The organism is Nocardia sp. NPDC006982, from assembly GCF_042869435.1.
Lineage (GTDB): Bacteria > Actinomycetota > Actinomycetes > Mycobacteriales > Mycobacteriaceae > Nocardia.
In genome coordinates this window covers 756,226-773,292 of the sequence record NZ_JBIAFV010000002.1, presented here as the reverse complement: position 1 = coordinate 773,292, position 17,067 = coordinate 756,226, and the positions used below count along the sequence as shown (strand labels likewise).

Annotated in this window: 13 protein-coding genes; 8 read left to right on the top strand and 5 right to left on the bottom strand. The window is 66.8% G+C overall.

What is annotated here, in order from left to right; all coding sequences use genetic code 11:
• Positions 1–708: 708 nt before the first annotated feature.
• Positions 709–1,245: a gamma subclass chorismate mutase AroQ gene (gene aroQ, locus ACFYOW_RS12445; RefSeq protein WP_387287161.1), complete on the bottom strand. Its 537-nt coding sequence runs from the start codon at positions 1,243–1,245 to the stop codon at positions 709–711.
• Positions 1,246–1,557: 312 nt separating this feature from the next.
• On the opposite strand from aroQ, the gene ACFYOW_RS12440 reads away from it, so the two are divergent.
• Positions 1,558–3,288 (top strand): DUF4407 domain-containing protein, encoded by a 1,731-nt coding sequence (locus ACFYOW_RS12440; protein WP_387287159.1) that lies wholly within the window; start codon positions 1,558–1,560, stop codon positions 3,286–3,288.
• A 408-nt stretch (positions 3,289–3,696) separates the two neighbouring features.
• Positions 3,697–5,262 (top strand): adenylate/guanylate cyclase domain-containing protein, encoded by a 1,566-nt coding sequence (locus tag ACFYOW_RS12435; protein WP_387287157.1) that lies wholly within the window; start codon positions 3,697–3,699, stop codon positions 5,260–5,262.
• Positions 5,263–5,508: 246 nt separating this feature from the next.
• Here the strand turns inward: ACFYOW_RS12435 and ACFYOW_RS12430 are convergent, their stop codons facing one another.
• A complete protein-coding gene (locus tag ACFYOW_RS12430) occupies positions 5,509–7,053 on the bottom strand; it encodes an MFS transporter (RefSeq protein ID WP_387287155.1) in 1,545 nt (514 codons plus the stop codon).
• A gap of 70 nt (positions 7,054–7,123) precedes the next feature.
• On the opposite strand from ACFYOW_RS12430, the gene ACFYOW_RS12425 reads away from it, so the two are divergent.
• The 5 genes from ACFYOW_RS12425 to ACFYOW_RS12405 are packed head-to-tail and all read left to right on the top strand — an operon-like array spanning position 7,124 to position 11,906.
• Positions 7,124–7,669: a TetR/AcrR family transcriptional regulator gene (locus ACFYOW_RS12425; protein WP_387287153.1), complete on the top strand. Its 546-nt coding sequence runs from the start codon at positions 7,124–7,126 to the stop codon at positions 7,667–7,669.
• Positions 7,670–7,723: 54 nt separating this feature from the next.
• On the top strand, positions 7,724–8,596 hold the full coding sequence (locus ACFYOW_RS12420) for a hypothetical protein (RefSeq protein WP_387287151.1): 873 nt from the start codon (positions 7,724–7,726) through the stop codon (positions 8,594–8,596).
• On the top strand, positions 8,593–9,627 hold the full coding sequence (locus ACFYOW_RS12415) for a DUF4129 domain-containing protein (protein ID WP_387287149.1): 1,035 nt from the start codon (positions 8,593–8,595) through the stop codon (positions 9,625–9,627). The genes ACFYOW_RS12420 and ACFYOW_RS12415 overlap by 4 nt, the downstream gene beginning before the upstream one ends.
• On the top strand, positions 9,624–10,607 hold the full coding sequence (locus ACFYOW_RS12410; protein WP_040685688.1) for a MoxR family ATPase: 984 nt from the start codon (positions 9,624–9,626) through the stop codon (positions 10,605–10,607). Before ACFYOW_RS12415 ends, ACFYOW_RS12410 begins: the two co-directional genes overlap by 4 nt.
• A 3-nt stretch (positions 10,608–10,610) precedes the next feature.
• Complete coding sequence (locus tag ACFYOW_RS12405; RefSeq protein WP_387287147.1) at positions 10,611–11,906, top strand: DUF58 domain-containing protein; 1,296 nt, start codon at positions 10,611–10,613, stop codon at positions 11,904–11,906.
• 27 nt (positions 11,907–11,933) lie between these two features.
• Here the strand turns inward: ACFYOW_RS12405 and ACFYOW_RS12400 are convergent, their stop codons facing one another.
• The gene (locus ACFYOW_RS12400) at positions 11,934–12,185 is read right to left on the bottom strand and encodes a hypothetical protein (RefSeq protein ID WP_387287145.1); all 252 of its coding nucleotides are present in this window, start codon (positions 12,183–12,185) and stop codon (positions 11,934–11,936) included.
• 39 nt (positions 12,186–12,224) lie between these two features.
• Positions 12,225–13,031 carry an RDD family protein gene (locus ACFYOW_RS12395; protein WP_387287143.1) on the bottom strand — a complete coding sequence of 269 codons (807 nt, stop codon included), beginning with the start codon at positions 13,029–13,031 and terminating at the stop codon, positions 12,225–12,227.
• Between the two features lie 41 nt (positions 13,032–13,072).
• On the opposite strand from ACFYOW_RS12395, the gene ACFYOW_RS12390 reads away from it, so the two are divergent.
• Positions 13,073–14,074, top strand: a complete 1,002-nt coding sequence (locus ACFYOW_RS12390; RefSeq protein ID WP_387287141.1) for a stage II sporulation protein M — start codon at positions 13,073–13,075, stop codon at positions 14,072–14,074.
• Between the two features lie 755 nt (positions 14,075–14,829).
• On the opposite strand, the gene ACFYOW_RS12385 is transcribed toward ACFYOW_RS12390, so the two are convergent.
• Positions 14,830–16,995, bottom strand: coding sequence for an MMPL family transporter (locus tag ACFYOW_RS12385; protein WP_387287139.1), 2,166 nt, complete (start codon positions 16,993–16,995; stop codon positions 14,830–14,832).
• Positions 16,996–17,067: the final 72 nt, after the last annotated feature.

Here is a 17,067-nt window from a genome sequence, read left to right as displayed (position 1 = left end):
GTCGATTGCCTCCGTCAAGACTGCGCCTGTACGTTGCGAAACCAGCCGCGCTGATGGTCTTCTTCGTGCAGTCACGTCTCCAGTTGTCCACCCGCTGCGATGACGTAGGGGTGCTCGTCGGTAACGGAACGCTTACGTGTTCCTTACCTCCGCACGGGTGCGCGCCCGCTACGCTTGGGCACCGGATTTCCGAGCCCGAGCGGGCGCTATTGCCGAACATTGTTGTGTTCGGCATTAAGAGCAAACGATAAGTCAGGTCCTGGGCCCAACCAACTTAGGTTGTGCTAATAACCGGGTCTAGCTGGGCTTCTTCAATTGGTCCTCCACGTGTGCGCGTCGTCCAGTGTAAAGCAGCGAACGCGGTGCGATCGATCCCCTTGGCACCGGGTGCCAACCAGCGAGAATGGGTGCCCAGGACCCGCACCACGCCGCACCCCACACCCCGAGAACCGGCGCTCACCTGCATCGAAGTGGATTTCCCCTGCTTCGGTCGAGGCAAACCCGATCCGCGGTGGCTAACTCGCCAGCGGGCTGGATGAGAGATTTCCGACAGGGGTGTGACAAGCACACAACCCGATCCGACCGTCCGGACTCTTTTGCTTGATGTGGGATTCAGCACATTTCCAGCAATCGAATTCGAGTGGTTTACAACACATTTACCTCGAGCGACACCAGGTGCCGACGACTTGCGGCTGGCAGCACACCCGTCTAGGGACCGCACAGCGCGGCGGCGGCACGGACCAGCGCCGCCTGATGCAGCGCATCGCGGCCCGACGCGAGCATCCCGAAAACGGGCGGTGCCAGGCGCAAGACACAGTTCGGACCGGTGAGCTCGGCGCGGCGCAGTGCGAGTTGGTCGACGATTTCCAGATTCACCCGGTCGATCACCGGGCGCACCGACGCCAGGTCGGGCGGCGTGCTCGGCGCCGCGGCCGGATCGAAGCGCCACCGGGTGACCAGGCCCCGCTGGACGATCTTATTGGCCTCGATCTGTCCGAAGAACACCTGGTATATCCAGCTTTCCGGAAGTCCGCGGTCGGCGCCGAGACGCACCATCGCGCCGTATACCTGCGCTTCGCGTTCCGGATCGTCGATCGAGGGCCTGCCGCCGTTCTGCGCGGCCGTCGCCCATTTGGCCGCGGCGACGGCGTCGGCGGTATCCAGGCGTTCGGTCACCAGAGCGACGATGCGATCCAAGGCCGGATCGTCATCGAGTGTTTGCGCACGGCTATCGGGGGCGGCCATCAACAGAGCCGCTGCCACACACACCAAAACCCTTGCCGAGCCTCGGAAAAACACTCGCAACACCCCGTTCGTCGGCTCGTTCCGGTGCGGTCATTCCTGCCAGATTAAGGGTGAGCGGGCGCACAAGTCCGGCGGTCATACCGAATTCTGTGAGCCTGACCACATCCCGGGCCGCGTGCTCGGTGTGTCGCGGTCGCGCCTGTCACGCTGTGACAACGAATCAGTGACAGCTTCGGCGGGTTTTCATGCGACCTGCAAGCAGTCGCTAGCAGGCCGCCACTTTGACTTGGGATGTAGAGGATGTGGGATCCCATGACAGTCACCGGCTTGTTCACCTGGCTCGGTGGAGGTCTCGGGCGCGAGCAGGGTGGGACCGAAATCGACTATCCGCATGAGCGGGCGGATTATGCCGTGAGCGGCGCCGTTGTACTGCTGTTCGCGGCGGTGGCCGGGATCGTCGGCACGGTCGCGCTCGCCACGGCCGATGCCATGCCGCTGTTCGCGATCGTGTTCGTCGCGCTTGTCGTCGCACTTCTGGCGGGTGCGGTGGCCCGTGCCCTGGCGACCGCACGACCCGCCGGTGGACCGGATCGCCGCGGCCTCGCCGGACGGATCGCGGTCGCGGTGGTGGCCGGGGTACTGGTCGCGGAACTCGCTTCGACGGTGCTGTTCGGCGGCACCATCGATCGGCTGCTCGATGAAAACGCGCAGCGTGCGGTCGATTCCGCACCTGCCGTGATCACCGCGCGGACCGAACTCGAGCGTGCGAAGGGCGATCGCGCCGCACTGGACCAGTCGATTACCGAGGCGCAGGCCGATATCGACCACGCGCTGGTGATCGCGCGCTGCGAATACAACCCGACGCCGGAATGCCCGCAGACCCGGATCACCGGTGTACCCGGTCGCGGTCCCGAATCGCAGACCGCCAACGCGATGCTCGATGACGCGCGCAAGCAGTTGACCGCGGCGCAGGATCGGGTCGCCGGACTGGACCAGCGGATCACCGAGGACCAGAAGGCCCTCGACACCGCCGGTTCCGCCGCGTTCGCCGATGCCGATCGCGGCCTCGGCGAACGCTGGCTGGCCATGAACGACTACACCACCGGTACGGCGGGCGCGTTCCTGCTGCGGGTGCTGAGCATCCTCACCTTCGTCCTGCTCGCGCTGCTGCCGCTGATCCTGCGGTGGTGGCGCGGGGAGACCTCACTCGATCGGCGACTGGCCTTCCACACCGTGCAGGACCGCGCCGAACGCAGCGCCGACGCCGCCATCGCGGTGAAACGTGCCGAGGTGCGGGCCGAGGCCGAAAACCTGCGCACCGAACAACAATTGACCGCCGCCCGACTGGCCGTCGAGGCCGATACCGCCATCGATCGGGAGCGTCAGCGCACCCGGATCATCGCCGCCATCGGCGGATTGGAGATCGGCATCACGGACCCGGGACCAGGTGAACTTCCAGCCGGAACGGCTGGCGACCGAGAGGACAGCTCCGTGTCTCATGAGGTGACCCCCAATCTTCCGGCCACCGTGAGTGCGGGCGCGCTCGCACCGACCGGCGGTGCAGGCGCGGTGGTGCCGCATACCGCCTCGGCCGCACCCAGGAGCGGCGGCCTGGAACTTCCGCTGATCGGCACCGTGCCGTTCTCCGATACCGCGGCCCGCTTCATCCGACCGCTGGTGCCCGCGTTCGTCGCCAATGCGATCGACACCGCCACCCACCCGCTGCGCACCGCACGCCAGGCATTCGAAGAGGTCGAGGAGATCACCTTCACCCTGCGCCGCACCCGCAAGGTGACCGTCGACTCCCAGGATTCGCACGCCCCGGCCATGACGCAGCCCGCGCACCCTGGCTACCAATTGCCCGCCACCCCCGAGTCCTGGCACGCCCAACGAGTCGCAGCCACCGTCGTCGACGCGGACTACACCCAGAACCCCTATTACTCCGCCCTCCCCCAATCCGACCGCCACGACGAACTCTCGACCCGCCCCCGCAACGAACTCCCCGGCCACCGCGGCCCAAGGGAACTGCCGCCCGCCAACTGATCTGCAGCAGCCGGTTCATGGCCTGACAGATGGTGCCGTCCGAGACCGGACGCCCGTGGATCAGCCGCCGTTTCCACGTTGGTGTACCGATTGTTCGGCGGGTGCTATGTGGTGCCAACTGCGGGCCGCAGTCGCTCCGGGCCCCTGGGAACTGTTGCCGCCAACTGACCTGCACGATCCAGCAGCCGGTCGTGCGGCCTGACGGATGACGCCATCGGCGGCACGAGGCCCTTCGATCGGCCGCAGTAGCCACATCTGGTTCATCCGGCTTTGTTCGACGGGCTCGGTGTGGTGCCCTGCTGCCAGCGGAAGTCGCTCCCCGGTCCGAGAGGCTGCTGCCGCCAGCTCGACCGGCGGCCGCTTGATGCGGGCACCGTTGACTCCACTGCGGCGCATAGTCTGCAACGCATGCCCGACAGTGACTTGCGGACCGCGCCGGATGCGGGGGCTGCCCCCTGGGGGTCGCGGCTGCTCGGGTCGGCGGCGGAGTCGGCAGGGAAGCGGCGGATTCGGGTGCAGTTGCTGCTGACTGTGCCGTTGTTGATCGCGAATGTCACCGGTATTACGGTCTCGATCGCCTTGATCGGCTTCGTATTGCCCGGCCCGACGGTGTTCACCAGGCGGCTGGTGCTGCTCAATTTCGTTGCGACACCGCTGTACGGGGTGCTGGCGCTGCTGATCGGGATGTGGTGGGGCACGACCCGCGGGCTGCGTGCGTTGCGCTGGGCCATCGATCCGGATCAGGTGCCGAACGAGGCGGAACAGATCGCGGCCACGCGGGTGCCGATGCTGCTCGTAGGGTGCCAGGCGGTGCTGTGGCTGGGCGGGATGGCGCTGCTGACCACGCTGTACGGACTGTCGGATCCGGCGCTGATTCCGAAAATCGTCTTCGGCATCGGGATCAGTGCGATCGTGGTGTCCGCCAATAGTTATCTGATCATCGAGTTCGCGCTGCGCCCCTCGACCGCGCGGGTCCTGCAGGCGGCCGCCTCACGACGGCGGCGCGGGATCGGTGTCTTCGGCCGGTCGATTCTGGCCTGGACGCTCGGCTCCGCGGTGCCGGTCGCAGGCTCCATGGTGCTCGCCATCATGGCGCTGACCATGGACACCATGAGCACGGCGCGGTTGGCGGTGTGCATGCTGGCGCTCGGCGGGGCCGGGCTCTGCTTCGGTCTATTGCTGATGGCGCAGACGCTTTCGGCGACGGTCGCACCGATTCGAGGTGTGCGCCGCGCGCTGCGTCAGGTGGAGGACGGCGATCTCGATGTCGCGGTCACCGTGTACGACGGCACCGAATTGGGTGAGCTGCAAAGCGGATTCAATCGCATGGTGGCGGGACTGCGTGAGCGCGAACAGATCAGGGATCTGTTCGGCAGACATGTCGGCCACGAGGTGGCGGAGGCGGCGCTCGAGCGCGAGCCGAATCTCGGTGGGGTGGAACGCGAGGCGGCCGTGCTGTTCATCGACATCATCGGCTCGACGACCATGACCGCCACCCGTCCCGCCACCGAAATCGTCGCCATCCTGAACAGTTTCTTCGAGATCGTGGTCGACGAGGTCGAAGGATGCGGCGGCCTGCTCAACAAGTTCGAGGGCGACGCCGCACTCGCCGTCTTCGGCACGCCCGCACCGCTCGACGACGCGGCGGGCACGGCCCTGTCGTGTGCCCGCGCCATCCGAAACCGCTTGCGGGCCAAGGCCTCCGATTTCACCGCCGCCATCGGCGTTGCCGCGGGCCGCGTCGTCGCTGGCAATGTCGGCGCGCACCAACGCTACGAATTCACCGTCATCGGCGATGCGGTCAACGAGGCCGCCCGACTCTGCGAACTCGCCAAAACCGACCCCAACCGCCTGCTCACCTCGGCGTCGACCATCGCCGCCGCCGATCCGTCCGAGGCAACGCACTGGCAGCTCGGCGAGTCCGTCACCCTCCGCGGCCGGATAACACAGACCCAACTGGGCAGGCCACTGTAGGACGACACCCATCACTTCGCCCCAGCTGACCGGGTGAAACCAGCTACCTGAGCCGCTATCTCCGCACCCCGCATCGGCGACCAGCCCGCGGACTCGGCCTGCTCGATGGCGGCTGCCCTGGCCTAGTGAGTATTCGACCGCGTCGGCGAACGCTCCAGGAACGGCGGTTGGCCGCCTCCGAGATCCCGCCGCTCGCGGTGACCTCGATCTTCGCGACAGTGGCGAAATCTCCTCGGCTGCGATGGGCTACCCGCGTGTCCTCCGCAATCGGAAGGCCACCACAGCAGCGATCAACAGTACGACCGCAGTGGCGATAGCAGCCGCGTGGACGCCCGAAATGAAGGCGTCGTGCACCGAGATCAGGAATCCATCGGCCACCGATTCCGGCAGCTGACGCGCGAATTCGGTAGCACCGCCGAGGGATTCCGACGCCGCCTCGGTTTGCGCAGCTGGAACCTGGGACAGATCGAGCCCGCTGCGGAACACCGCCATGGTCACGCTGCCGAGGATGGCGACACCGAGTGCGATGCCGCTCTCGTAGGCGGTCTCCGAAACCGCCGCGGCGGCACCGGCCCTTTCGGCAGGAGCCGAACTCACCACCAGATCGGACGAAACCGTCAGCGCCACACCGACACCCGCCCCGATGAACAGGAACCCGAGGATGAACGGCACCGTACTGGTCGCCGCATCCGAGCCCAGCCACAGGAACAGCGCCGCACCGACCGCGGCGAGCACCAGCGAACCACCCAGCACCACTCCGGGACGCAGCACCCGAACCATCCAGGCCGCCGCGAGCGAGGCGAATACGCTCGCCCCGAGACCGGGCAGCAGCAGCAATCCGGCCTGCATCGGCGAACGCCCCAGCACCAACTGCAGATACTGCGAACCGGAAAACAGCACACCGGCCAGCGCGAATACCGCGAGCAGACTGATGAGCACCGCAGTGCGGAACCCAGGCAATGCGAACAGCTTCAAATCGAGCATCGGATGCGCCAGAGCGCGCTGCCTGCGCACGAACAGCACGCCCGCGATCACGCCGATCGCACCGATCACCAAGAGCCGCGGGCTCATACCGTGCGCCGCGGACTCCTTGACCGCATACACCACCGGCACCATGGCCAGTATGGACAGCACCGCGCTTGCCAGATCGAAGCGACCGGGCTTCGGGTCACGGGATTCCGGAACGAGTACCGGCCCCACCGCGAGCAGCACCAGCATCACCGGCAGATTTACCAGGAATACCGAACCCCACCAGTAATGCTCGAGCAGCCAGCCGCCGAGCAGCGGACCGGCCGCCGCACCGCCGCCTGCCATCGCGGACCAGACGGAAATGGCGACGGTGCGCTGTCGCGGATCAAGGAACATCGACCGGATAAGACCCAGTGTCGCGGGCATGAGGGTGGCACCCGCGACACCCTGCAGCACACGTGCGGCGATGAGCATCTCCGGATCGACCGACCAGGCGGCGAGCAACGAGGCGAGACCGAATCCGGCGGCGCCGATCAACAGCAACCTGCGCCGTCCGATCCGGTCCCCCAGATTGCCCATGACGACAAGCAGTCCGGCCAGCACGAACGAGTACACGTCGATGATCCACAGCAGCTGCGGCGTGGTCGGCGCCAGTTCCTCGCTGATCGCGGGCACCGCGAGATCGAGCACGGTTGCGTCGACGGCGAGCAGCAGCAGAGCCAAGGCCAGCACCACCAGACCGGCCCAATCACGCGCCGTGGCACGCGGCACCAACCCGGTGTCCTTCTCGATCTGTGTGGTCATCACCTTCTCGACTTCCATCGCTGGGTCTTCTTACCGTCCAGACGGTACAGTAGATTGACCTTACCGTCCAGCCGGTATAGTGACCGGAGTGACAGCGAACACCCGCGACCGGATCCTGGACGCGCTCGAGACCCTGCTGCTGGAAAAGGGCATGTCCCAGGTGACCCTGGAGAATGTCGCCGCGACCGCGGGGGTCTCCAAAGGCGGCCTGCTGTACCACTTCAAAAGCAAGGACGCTCTGCTCGCCGGCCTGGTGCGCCGACTGAGCGAACGCGCCGAAGAACAACTCGGCGCCGCCGTCGCGAAGGGCTCATCCGTGGCCGAGTGGTATCTGCAGACCCCGAATCCGAACAGCGCCGCCGACGCGCTCGAATTGGCGCTCTACCGTTCAATGGTCGCCGCCATGCGCACCATCGACGCCAACTCCGGCCCTGAGACAGACGAGGTGCAGCAGGCGCTATCGGACATGATGAACAGTTGGTCGCAGGGCCTGGACACCGACATCGAGGATCCGGTGCGGGCCGACATCATCCGTTTGGTCGGCGACGGCGTTTACCTGCGCGCACTGCTCGGTCTTGCGCCGGTCGACCCGACGCGGTACCGAAAAGTCGTGGACCGACTGCTCGAGCGTTGATCCCCTGTATGTTGCGCCCCACCTGGCGGGTCGCCGACGGCTAGACTCGGCCGCGTGTTACCAGCCGCCGAGTCGGCCGGTGCCGTCGGGGCGGGGAACGATCCGGTGCCAACCTCCCCTGGAACGACGGTGCCGATCCGCCCACTGAGCTTTCGCGAACTGCTCGACGAGCCGTTCGCGCTGATCCAGGCGAATGTCGTCGTGCTGGCGGGCACGACCGCGATCGGACTCGTCCTGGCCGAACTGCTGGTCGTCGCGGTCACCGGCGGGATCTCCTATCTCACCGACGGCTCCGACGCGGGCACCGCGTGGGCGGCGATCCTGTCGACGGCGGCCGCCGCCTGGTTGCTGCGGTTCCTGCTGCGCGGGATGACGGTCGCCCTCGGACTCGCGACCGTCGCCGGATCGCCGATCGGCTGGCGCACCGCGCTGGGCCGGGTGGGTGCGGTCGCCGGTCCGCTGTTGGCCTTCCACGTGCTGTTCACGCTGGTCGGCATCGGCGTGCTGATCATCGGCGGCCTGCTGATCATCACCTATCCGTTCGCGCTGATCTGGCTCGGCTATCTGCGAGCCGGACGGTTCGTCGCGGTGCCGGTGATCTTCGTGGAACGAACCACCCATGCCGGTGCGGTCGCGCGCTCGAAGCTGCTCGTCCAGGGTGCGCAGTCGTCGATAACCGGATTGTGGTTCGCCTGCCGCGCCCTTGTCGTCCTCGTCGCCGTGCCGCTGCTCGGCATTCCGTGGTACCTCTCGGATTTCACCGGCACCCATCGCTGGCAGGTCATCGTCCTGCTGTCGACGTCGGCGCTGTTGATCATCGCCTTCGGTGAGGTGGTCGAGTCGGCGACGCGGGTGGTCTCGTATGTGGATCGCCGGTGCCGCCGTGAGGGGCTCGATATCCAGGTCCCCGGGACGGATAAACGATGACAGAACCCACGGCCCCGCCGCCACCCCCGCGACTCGGACCCGCGGACGCCCACCGCGACGCCGCCGAAAACGCCGCACTGCACCGGGATTTCGACACCGCGCTACGCGAGCGGTTCCGCGCGGTACTACGCGGCCTGGAACAGCGCGGCATGTTGGAGGTCCGCCGCTCGCGGACCGCGCGGGAAACCGCCGACGACGCGACCACCGCGCTGCCGCTCGAGCATGCGAGCGAATTACACCCGGCCGCACACAGTTTCGACGAGGTCGTGTACGGCGGCCGCCGCGCCACCGAGGACGAATACCGCCGCCTCGAATATGCCGACCGCTACTCGCGCAGCGCCCCACCGCCCGCACCGGAACCGGTCGAAGCGACGATCACCGAGAAGACCAAGACCCGCAGACAACTTCCGCCGCTGCCGGACCTGCTGCGCAACCCGAAATTCTGGGCCGCGCTGCTCGCGGCCATCGCGCTGGTCGTGCTGCTGTACGCGGTGTTGAATTCGTGTGCCGCGCCCGCGCCGCATAAGCCGACACCGCCGGATATTCCGCCGCCCAAACCCCCCGAACACCATCCGGATGACAACCGCGACGACTCCGGCTTCGGCGCGGGCCAGGATTCCATCTTCGGCAGGCTGCCCGCACCGGTCGCCTTCGGTGGCCTGCAATTCCTCATCGCCGCGGCGGTGCTGGTGTGGTGGCGGGCGCGTCGTCGCGGTGCGCTGGTCGGCGAACCGCGACCCGTGGAAGTGGCCGCGAACGAGCTGCTCGGCGGCCAGGCGGCGCTCTATCGCCGGTCGAAGGACCACGAACATGTCGCGGCCCGGCTGCGCGCCGCCACCCTGCGCCGCATCCGCCCGATGCTCGGCGTCGGCACCGATGTCACCCCGGATCGGCTTGTCGCGACCGTCGCCGCACGGACCCGGGTCGATCCGGCCATGGTCGGCGCCGCGCTGTACGGACCGGTGCCCGATGCGAGCACCCTGCAACTCGTTGCCACACAACTCGAATGGATAGAGGCGGAGGTCGGATGACCAGCACGGACACCAACCACACCCCGACCGCCGAGGAGGCGGGCGCCGCATTCGCGGCACTGCGTGCCGAGATCGGCAAGGCGGTGATCGGCAACGACACCGCGATCATGTACCTGGTGCTCGCCCTGCTCTGCCGCGGCCATGTGCTGCTGGAAGGCGTTCCCGGCGTGGCGAAGACGCTGCTGGTCCGTGCGCTCGCGACGGCCCTGGATCTGGAACACGCCAGGGTCCAGTTCACCCCGGACCTGATGCCGGGCGATGTGACCGGTTCGCAGATCTACGATCCGCACACCACCGAATTCACCTTCCGGCACGGCCCGGTCTTCACCAATCTGCTGCTCGCCGACGAGATCAACCGCACGCCACCGAAAACCCAATCGGCGCTGCTGGAATCGATGGAGGAGCGTCAGGTCTCGGTGGACGGCAAGCCGCAGCCACTGCCGGACCCGTTCGTCGTGGTCGCCACCCAGAATCCGATCGAACAGGAGGGCACCTATCCGCTGCCGGAGGCACAGCTGGACCGGTTCCTGTTCAAGGTCGATATCCAATTGCCCGGGCGCGACGACGAATTCCGCATTCTGCAGCGGCACGCGGGCGGCTTCGATCCGCGCGATCTGACCGCCGCCGGTCTGCGTCCGGTCGCGGGTCCGGCGCATATCGCCGCGGCGCGGGCGGCGATCACCCGCGTCACCATCAGTCCAGAGGTGCTCGCGTACACGGTGGATATCTGCCGGGCCACCCGCAACTCCCCGGCGGTCCAGCACGGTGCGTCCACCCGCGGCGCGACCGCGCTGATGGCGGCTTCGCGCGCGTTCGCATGGCTGAACGGGCGCGGGTTCGTGACGCCGGACGATGTGAAATCGGTCGCGGTCGCGGTACTTCGGCATCGGCTGCATCTGCGGCCCGAGGCGGAGTTGGACGGCGTGACGACCGAGGGCGTCATGTCGTCACTGCTGCTTTCGGTTCCGGTTCCGGTGTAGCTCGTGGTCGTTACCGGTCGGCTCGCCCTGACGGCGGCGGTGCTCGCACTGTTCGTCTGCTTCGTCATGCCGTCGTGGCTCGGTGTCGTCCTGATGACAAGTGTGCTTGCCGCCCTTGTTCTTTTCGATCTCGGCACGGTGGCGCGAGCGCGCGACCTCACGCTGTCCAGGGAATCGTTGACCGTGATCCGGCTCGGGCGCAGCGTCGAGGTGGAACTCGGCGTGGTGAACAACGGGACCAGGACCGTGCGCGGCCGGCTGTGGGACGACTGGCCCGGCAGCGCTCGCGCCGAAACCCGCACGCACCGACTGGATCTGCCGCCCAACACCCGCATGCGAGTGCAAACCGCATTGACACCGACCTACCGCGGCGATCGGGTCGCCGGTCCGGTGACGGTGCGACTGTTCGGCCTGCTCGGTATGGCCGGATGGCAGAGTCGCCACACCGTGCCCGCGCGGGTCCGGGCGCTGCCGGAATTCCGCAGCGAACGGCTGCTGCGCTCGAAAGTCAAACGGCTGCAACATCTCGAGGGCCGCAATGTCGCGAATATGCGCGGTCAGGGCACCGAATTCGATTCCTTCCGCGAGTATGTCGCCGGTGACGATGTGCGGGCCATCGATTGGCGGGCCACAGCTCGCGCCACCGATGTGCTGGTGCGCACTTGGCGTCCGGAACGTAACCGGCACATGCTGATGGTGCTCGACACCGGCCGCATCAGCGCGGGCCGTGTCGGCACCGGCACCCGGCTGGACGCAAGCATCGAGGCCGCCCTCCTGCTCGGCGGATTGGCCGCGGCCGCAGGCGATTCGGTGGATCTGCTCGCCTACGACCGGCAGGTCCGCACCGAGGTTCGCGGTGTGGGCGGCCGCCGCCTGCAACTGAAACTCATGCACGCCATGGCGGGCGTCACCCCCGCACTGGTCGACACCGACAGCGCGGGCCTGGTCCGCGCCGCCATCCAACGCGCCCGCCGCCGCAGCCTGGTCGTCTGGTTCACCAGTCTGGACGGGGCGGCTGTCGAAGAGAACCTGCTACCGGTCCTGCCGACCCTCGCCCAACGCCACCGCGTCCTGATCGTCTCGGTCACCGATCCCGACGTCGCCGCGGCCGCCACCAAACGCGACACACTCGCCGAACTCTATCCCGCGGCCGCCGCCGAATCCCTGATCGCCGAACGCGCCCTGGTCCAGGAATCCCTGCGCCGCATGGGCATTGATGTGGTCGCGGCCTCCCCGGAGCGCCTCCCCGAAGCCCTTGCCGACGAATACCTGGAGCTGAAGCAGTCCGGCACTATGTAACTCTGCGGTCACCCGGCAGCGGGCGCACTACCGCCTCGGCTCGATGACGATCCGAGGCCACGGCATCATCCGAATCCTGATCGCGATCTCCCGCTCCGGGGCGGATAAAACTTTGGCGAGCAGCACGATCGCCACGAAACCGGCACACAGGAGGGCGATCAGAACCAGCACAACCACAAGCCAGGGGGTCAAGGAGACTTTTTCTCGCTCCTCGACCGCCAGTGAGTCGATGTCCCCAGCACGGCGGTCCTTTGCCGACACCAGATCAGCTCGAGCCACGGCCGAATGACAGTGTTGCAGAGGGAAATTCGACGAGGCTCAGCTCGCGCGGGCGATCGGCATCGGGCGCGGACCTGCCATAACCATCGGCGTGATGATCGGCGCGAGCGTGCGGCGTTGGCGTTCGGCGATCACCGCGCCGAGGATCTGTACGGGCGGATACCCGGCAGGTACCGGGATCTGCAGGCGGTCACAGACGGCGAGGAGCAGCGTGTGGCCGAGATTCGCCTGGGCGGCGGGGCTCAGGGTGTTGATGCGGGACAGGTACTGGCGTACCGCGAGTGCGAGGTCCTCGGTGATGCCGGACAGGTCCAACTGTCCGGACCAGGCGACGAGCCAGGGCGGTGCGACGGCCAGAAGTGGGAAGGGCACACGGCGCTGGCTGTGCACGACAACGGTGCCGGCGAGCACATCGCCGACCCGGCGCGCATTCGGCGAGCACATCGAGGTGATCACCCCGACCGCGCCGAATGCGCCCAACATCCAGAAGTCGACGATCACACCCGCCAGCCCGCGGGTCAGGGCGTGGCGGAAATCGATCGGTCCACCGTCGCCACGCACCACCCGCAGGCCGAGCATGAGCTTGCCAACAGTCCGTCCGCGCATGACGGTTTCGCAGACCACCGGATAGCCGACCAGCGTCGCGACGATCGTGGTGATCGCCGCCGCGCTGTACCACGCGGAGTCGGCGCCGAAGTAGAGCAGCGCCGCGCTGAGGCCGAGCATCAGCATGCTGCCCAGCATGAATTGCACCAGCACGTCCAAGAGGAACGCGGTGGCCCTGGTCGGGATCCGGGCGATCGGCAGCTCGAGTGCGACCGCTTCGCCGGTGGTGAATTCAGCCATGTCGATAGCATTCTTCCGACCGGCGGTATGGGAGGCAACCAATGGACATAGATGCTTACAGCTACGCACAGCGGGGGGCATGGGATCGGCTGGCCTATCTGGCCGGGCGGCGCAAGCTCAGCGGCGCGGAGGCCGACGAACTGGTCGCGCTGTACCGGCGCACCTCACAGCAGCTGGCGCGGCTGCAATCACACAGTCCGGATCCGGAACTCATCGCCGGACTCAGCGCACTGCTGACCAAGGCGCGCGGCCGGGTGCTGGGTACCAAGGGCGACGCGTGGAGCCAGGTGGGCCGGTTCTTCACTCACCGATTCCCCGCGACGCTGTATCGGGCGTGGCCGTGGTGGGTCGCGGTGGCGGCGGTCTTCATCATCGTCTCCACCGGTCTGGCCGTCTGGATCGCCGGTTCCGGTTCGGCGCGCGATCTGTTCGGCATCTCCGATCACAACGACTGGCTCACCGCACCCGGCGGCGAATTCGAGACCTACTACTCCGAACATCCGCACGACGCGTTCGCCGCGCAGGTGTGGACCAATAACGCATGGGTGACGGCGATGGTGCTGTTCACCGGGGTGCTGATCCTGCCCGCGGTGTACCTGCTGTTCGGGAACGCGCTCAATACGGCGGTGACCGGCGGGTTGATGGCCGATGCCGGTCGGCTCGATTCGTTCTTCGGATTCATCCTCCCGCACGGCACGCTCGAGCTGACCGCGATCTTCGTGGCCGGCGGGGTCGGCCTGAAGCTGGGCTGGACGCTGATCGATCCGGGACGTTCGAGTCGGTTGGAGGCGGTCGCGCGCCAGGGCCGGGCCACCGCGACGGTCGCGCTCGGTCTGGTCGCGGTGCTGCTGGTCTGCGGGCTGCTGGAGGGTTTCGTGACACCGAGTTCGCTGCCTGTGCCGGTGAAGGTCGGTATCGGATTCATCGCGGAGGCACTGTTTCTCGGCTACGTCTTCGTGGTAGGTCGCCGGGCCGCACTCGAGCAGGACGCACGAGCCGCCGCGACACTGGGATTCGGTGGCGCTGAAGAGGATTCCGCTTAGCGCTGGCAGACAACGCCGAGCACACGGTGAGTAAAATGGGTCCGGGCAATCGGTAGCAACGCTACGTAACGAACGAGATTCGAAGTCCCCCAATTGAGTTCCGCTGGCCGCAGCGAGTCCAGCTCAGCTGCGGCCAGCGTTACCGTCAACTCTACACAATCGTTATCCCGACGCAACCCTCCCCGCCGAGGTCAGGCGTATAAAGCAGCGCCCCAGCAAACCCATGTGGGCGCATCGTTTTCCAGTAGTCCAGCAAACTTTCGGCGGCCAATCGGCAGCCGAAACCAGACCTCGGAACCAACCTTCGGCGCGCGATCCCAGATCACGATCCAGAAACCGCAGGTTGTCGACAAACATTCTTCGAGCGATTAGCTGCATTGTGAACATAGAGTCCTCAATGGTTACTAAATGCCGCTCGGACCTGCACATTCACCGCCCTATAATTGGTGTTGCTGACAGTTGGATGGGGCAAAAGAAACTTCAGGTTGGTTTACTGCGTTATAAACGTGATCTACACCTAGCCGTAACCCTTCGGGCTGGACTTACATCCGGTCAAGATCATGATTAACCAGGTGCGCAAATGCGGGCGCCGGAGTACCGAATCGGACCGCGGTCAGCACCACGGCCGCAACCATAACCGGCTCTGTGATCTCTGCCACCTTCGTCGCTCGACCCGGCCGGATCGGGCGAAAACGACAGTGCGACAGCCGAACGCGGCCCCGCACTATGGCATGCGGGGCCGCGTGACCTACGTCTCAGGCTTCGGCCAGACCGAGCCGCCCGTACGCCAAACGCAACGGCTTCGGCGCGTACCAAGCCGCTCTACCGAGCAGTCGCATCGCGACCGGCACCAGCACGCCGCGCACCAGCGTCGCGTCGATCAGGATCGCCAACCCCGCGCCGAGTCCGAAGAACTGGATGAACCGGACGTCACTGCTGGTGAAGGCCAGGAAGCTGATCGAAATCAGCGCCGCCGCGGTGGTCACCAAGCGGCCGGTGCGGGCCAGCCCCTCGATAACCGCTTCCTTCGTGGACGCACCGCGATCGTGCAGTTCCTTGATCCGGCTGATCACGAAGACCTCGTAGTCCATCGACAGTCCGAAGGTGATGCAGAACAGCAGCAGCAACATCGAAACATCCAGCGGCGCAGGGGTGAACCCGATCAGTCCGGACAGGTGCCCCTGCTGGAAGACGAACACCATCAGCCCGAGCGTGGCGGCCAGACTCAGCACATTCGACAGCAGTGCGCGCAACGGCTGCACGATGCTGCCGGTGAACAGGAACAGCAGCACAAAGGTCGTCACGACGATCCACCCGATGGCGATCGGCAGCTTCGCGCCGATCGATGCGAGGCTGTCGCGCAGTTCGGCCACCTGTCCGCCGACCAGCGCATTGGCACCGGCCGGACCTGGTACGTCACGCACGCGATCGACCAGATCGCGGGCAGCGGAGGAATTGCGGTCCAGATCGGTGAGTACAGTCAGGCGCTGCGCGTCCGGGCGGGCGAACCGGCCATCGGCGGGTGTGCTCGCCGTCAGCTCGCCGTGGACGAACGTACCCGCACTCGAATCGACCTGGGTGACGTGCTCGACCCTGGACAGGGTGCGCGCGTAATCCGCGAGCGGCGCTGCGGCAACGCCGGTTTCGGTGATCACCGACAGCGCGTTGACATCGCCGCCGCCGAAATCGTCCCGCATCGCGTCACCGACCTGACGCACCTCGGTACTGGTCGGCAGCACTCGATCGTCGGGGGTACCGAACTGGACGTGCAACAGCGGCGCGGCGGCGAGCAGCAGCACCGCCACCACCGGCACACCCGCGAGCAGCGGCCGACGCATCGCGAATCCGGCCACGCCGGCCCAGAACGGCGTTGCGTCACCGCGAATCCCACGGACACCGGGCACCCGCCACGCATCGGTCCGCGCGCCGAGCAGCGCGAGCAGCGCGGGCAAAACGACCACCGCGGCAATGGCGGAGATGGCGACCACGCCGATGCCGCCGTAGGCGAAGGACCGCAGGAAGTACTGCGGGAAGATCACCAGCGCGGACAGGGCCGCCACGACGGTGGCCGCGCTGAAGGCGATGGTGCGTCCGGCCGTCGATACGGCAGCGATCACCGCATCGTCGGGTTCGGCTCCGGCCGCACGGCGTTCACGGAACCGACTGACCATCAGCAGGCCGTAATCCACCGCGAGCCCGAGTCCGAGTCCGGTGGTCAGATTCACCGCGTAGATCGACACATCGGTGACGGACCCGAGGATCGAGAGTTCGGTGAAGGTGCCGAGGATGGCGATCCCGCCGACCACCATGGTGAGCAGCGCGGCGACCACATTGCCGAAGGCCAGCACCAGCAGTGCCAGAATCAGCGGCACCGCAACGGCTTCGGCGAGGCCGAGATCCTTGCCGATCTGCTTGGTGATCGAGTGGAAGATCGCGGTGCCGCCACCGACCTTGATCCGTGCGACCGGACCGTCGGCGCGATAGGTCTCGACGATCGAGGCGGCGGACTTCTCCTTATCGGTGGCGTCCTTATCGACATTGCCCGCCAGGACGACGGCCGCGGTCCCGTCTGCTGAGCGCATGGCCGGTGATCCGGTATCCCAATACGAGACGACATTGGTCAGGCGCTGGTCGGCCGCGAGCCGACGAGCCAGATCGCGGCCGATGGTGGCGACCGCAGTGTCGTCGACCGTCCCCTGTTTCGCCTCGATCATGAAGACATAGTCGGTGTCGGCGCCGAATTTATCGGCCAATTGGGTCTGCGCGGCACTGGATTGGGCATCGGGGTCCTGCTGGCCACCGGGCTGCATCTTGCTGAAGGCCGTGGCGCCGACCACACCGCCCGCGATGAGGGCGAGCACGCCGACGACCAGGATCCAGCGGGCGCGGTGGACAACGAATCTGCCGAGTGTTTCGAACATATCGAATCTCCGATCGGGCATGTTGTCATGCGTAAACTTTATGGGTGTTAACTTGCCACGCCATGTGTGCGG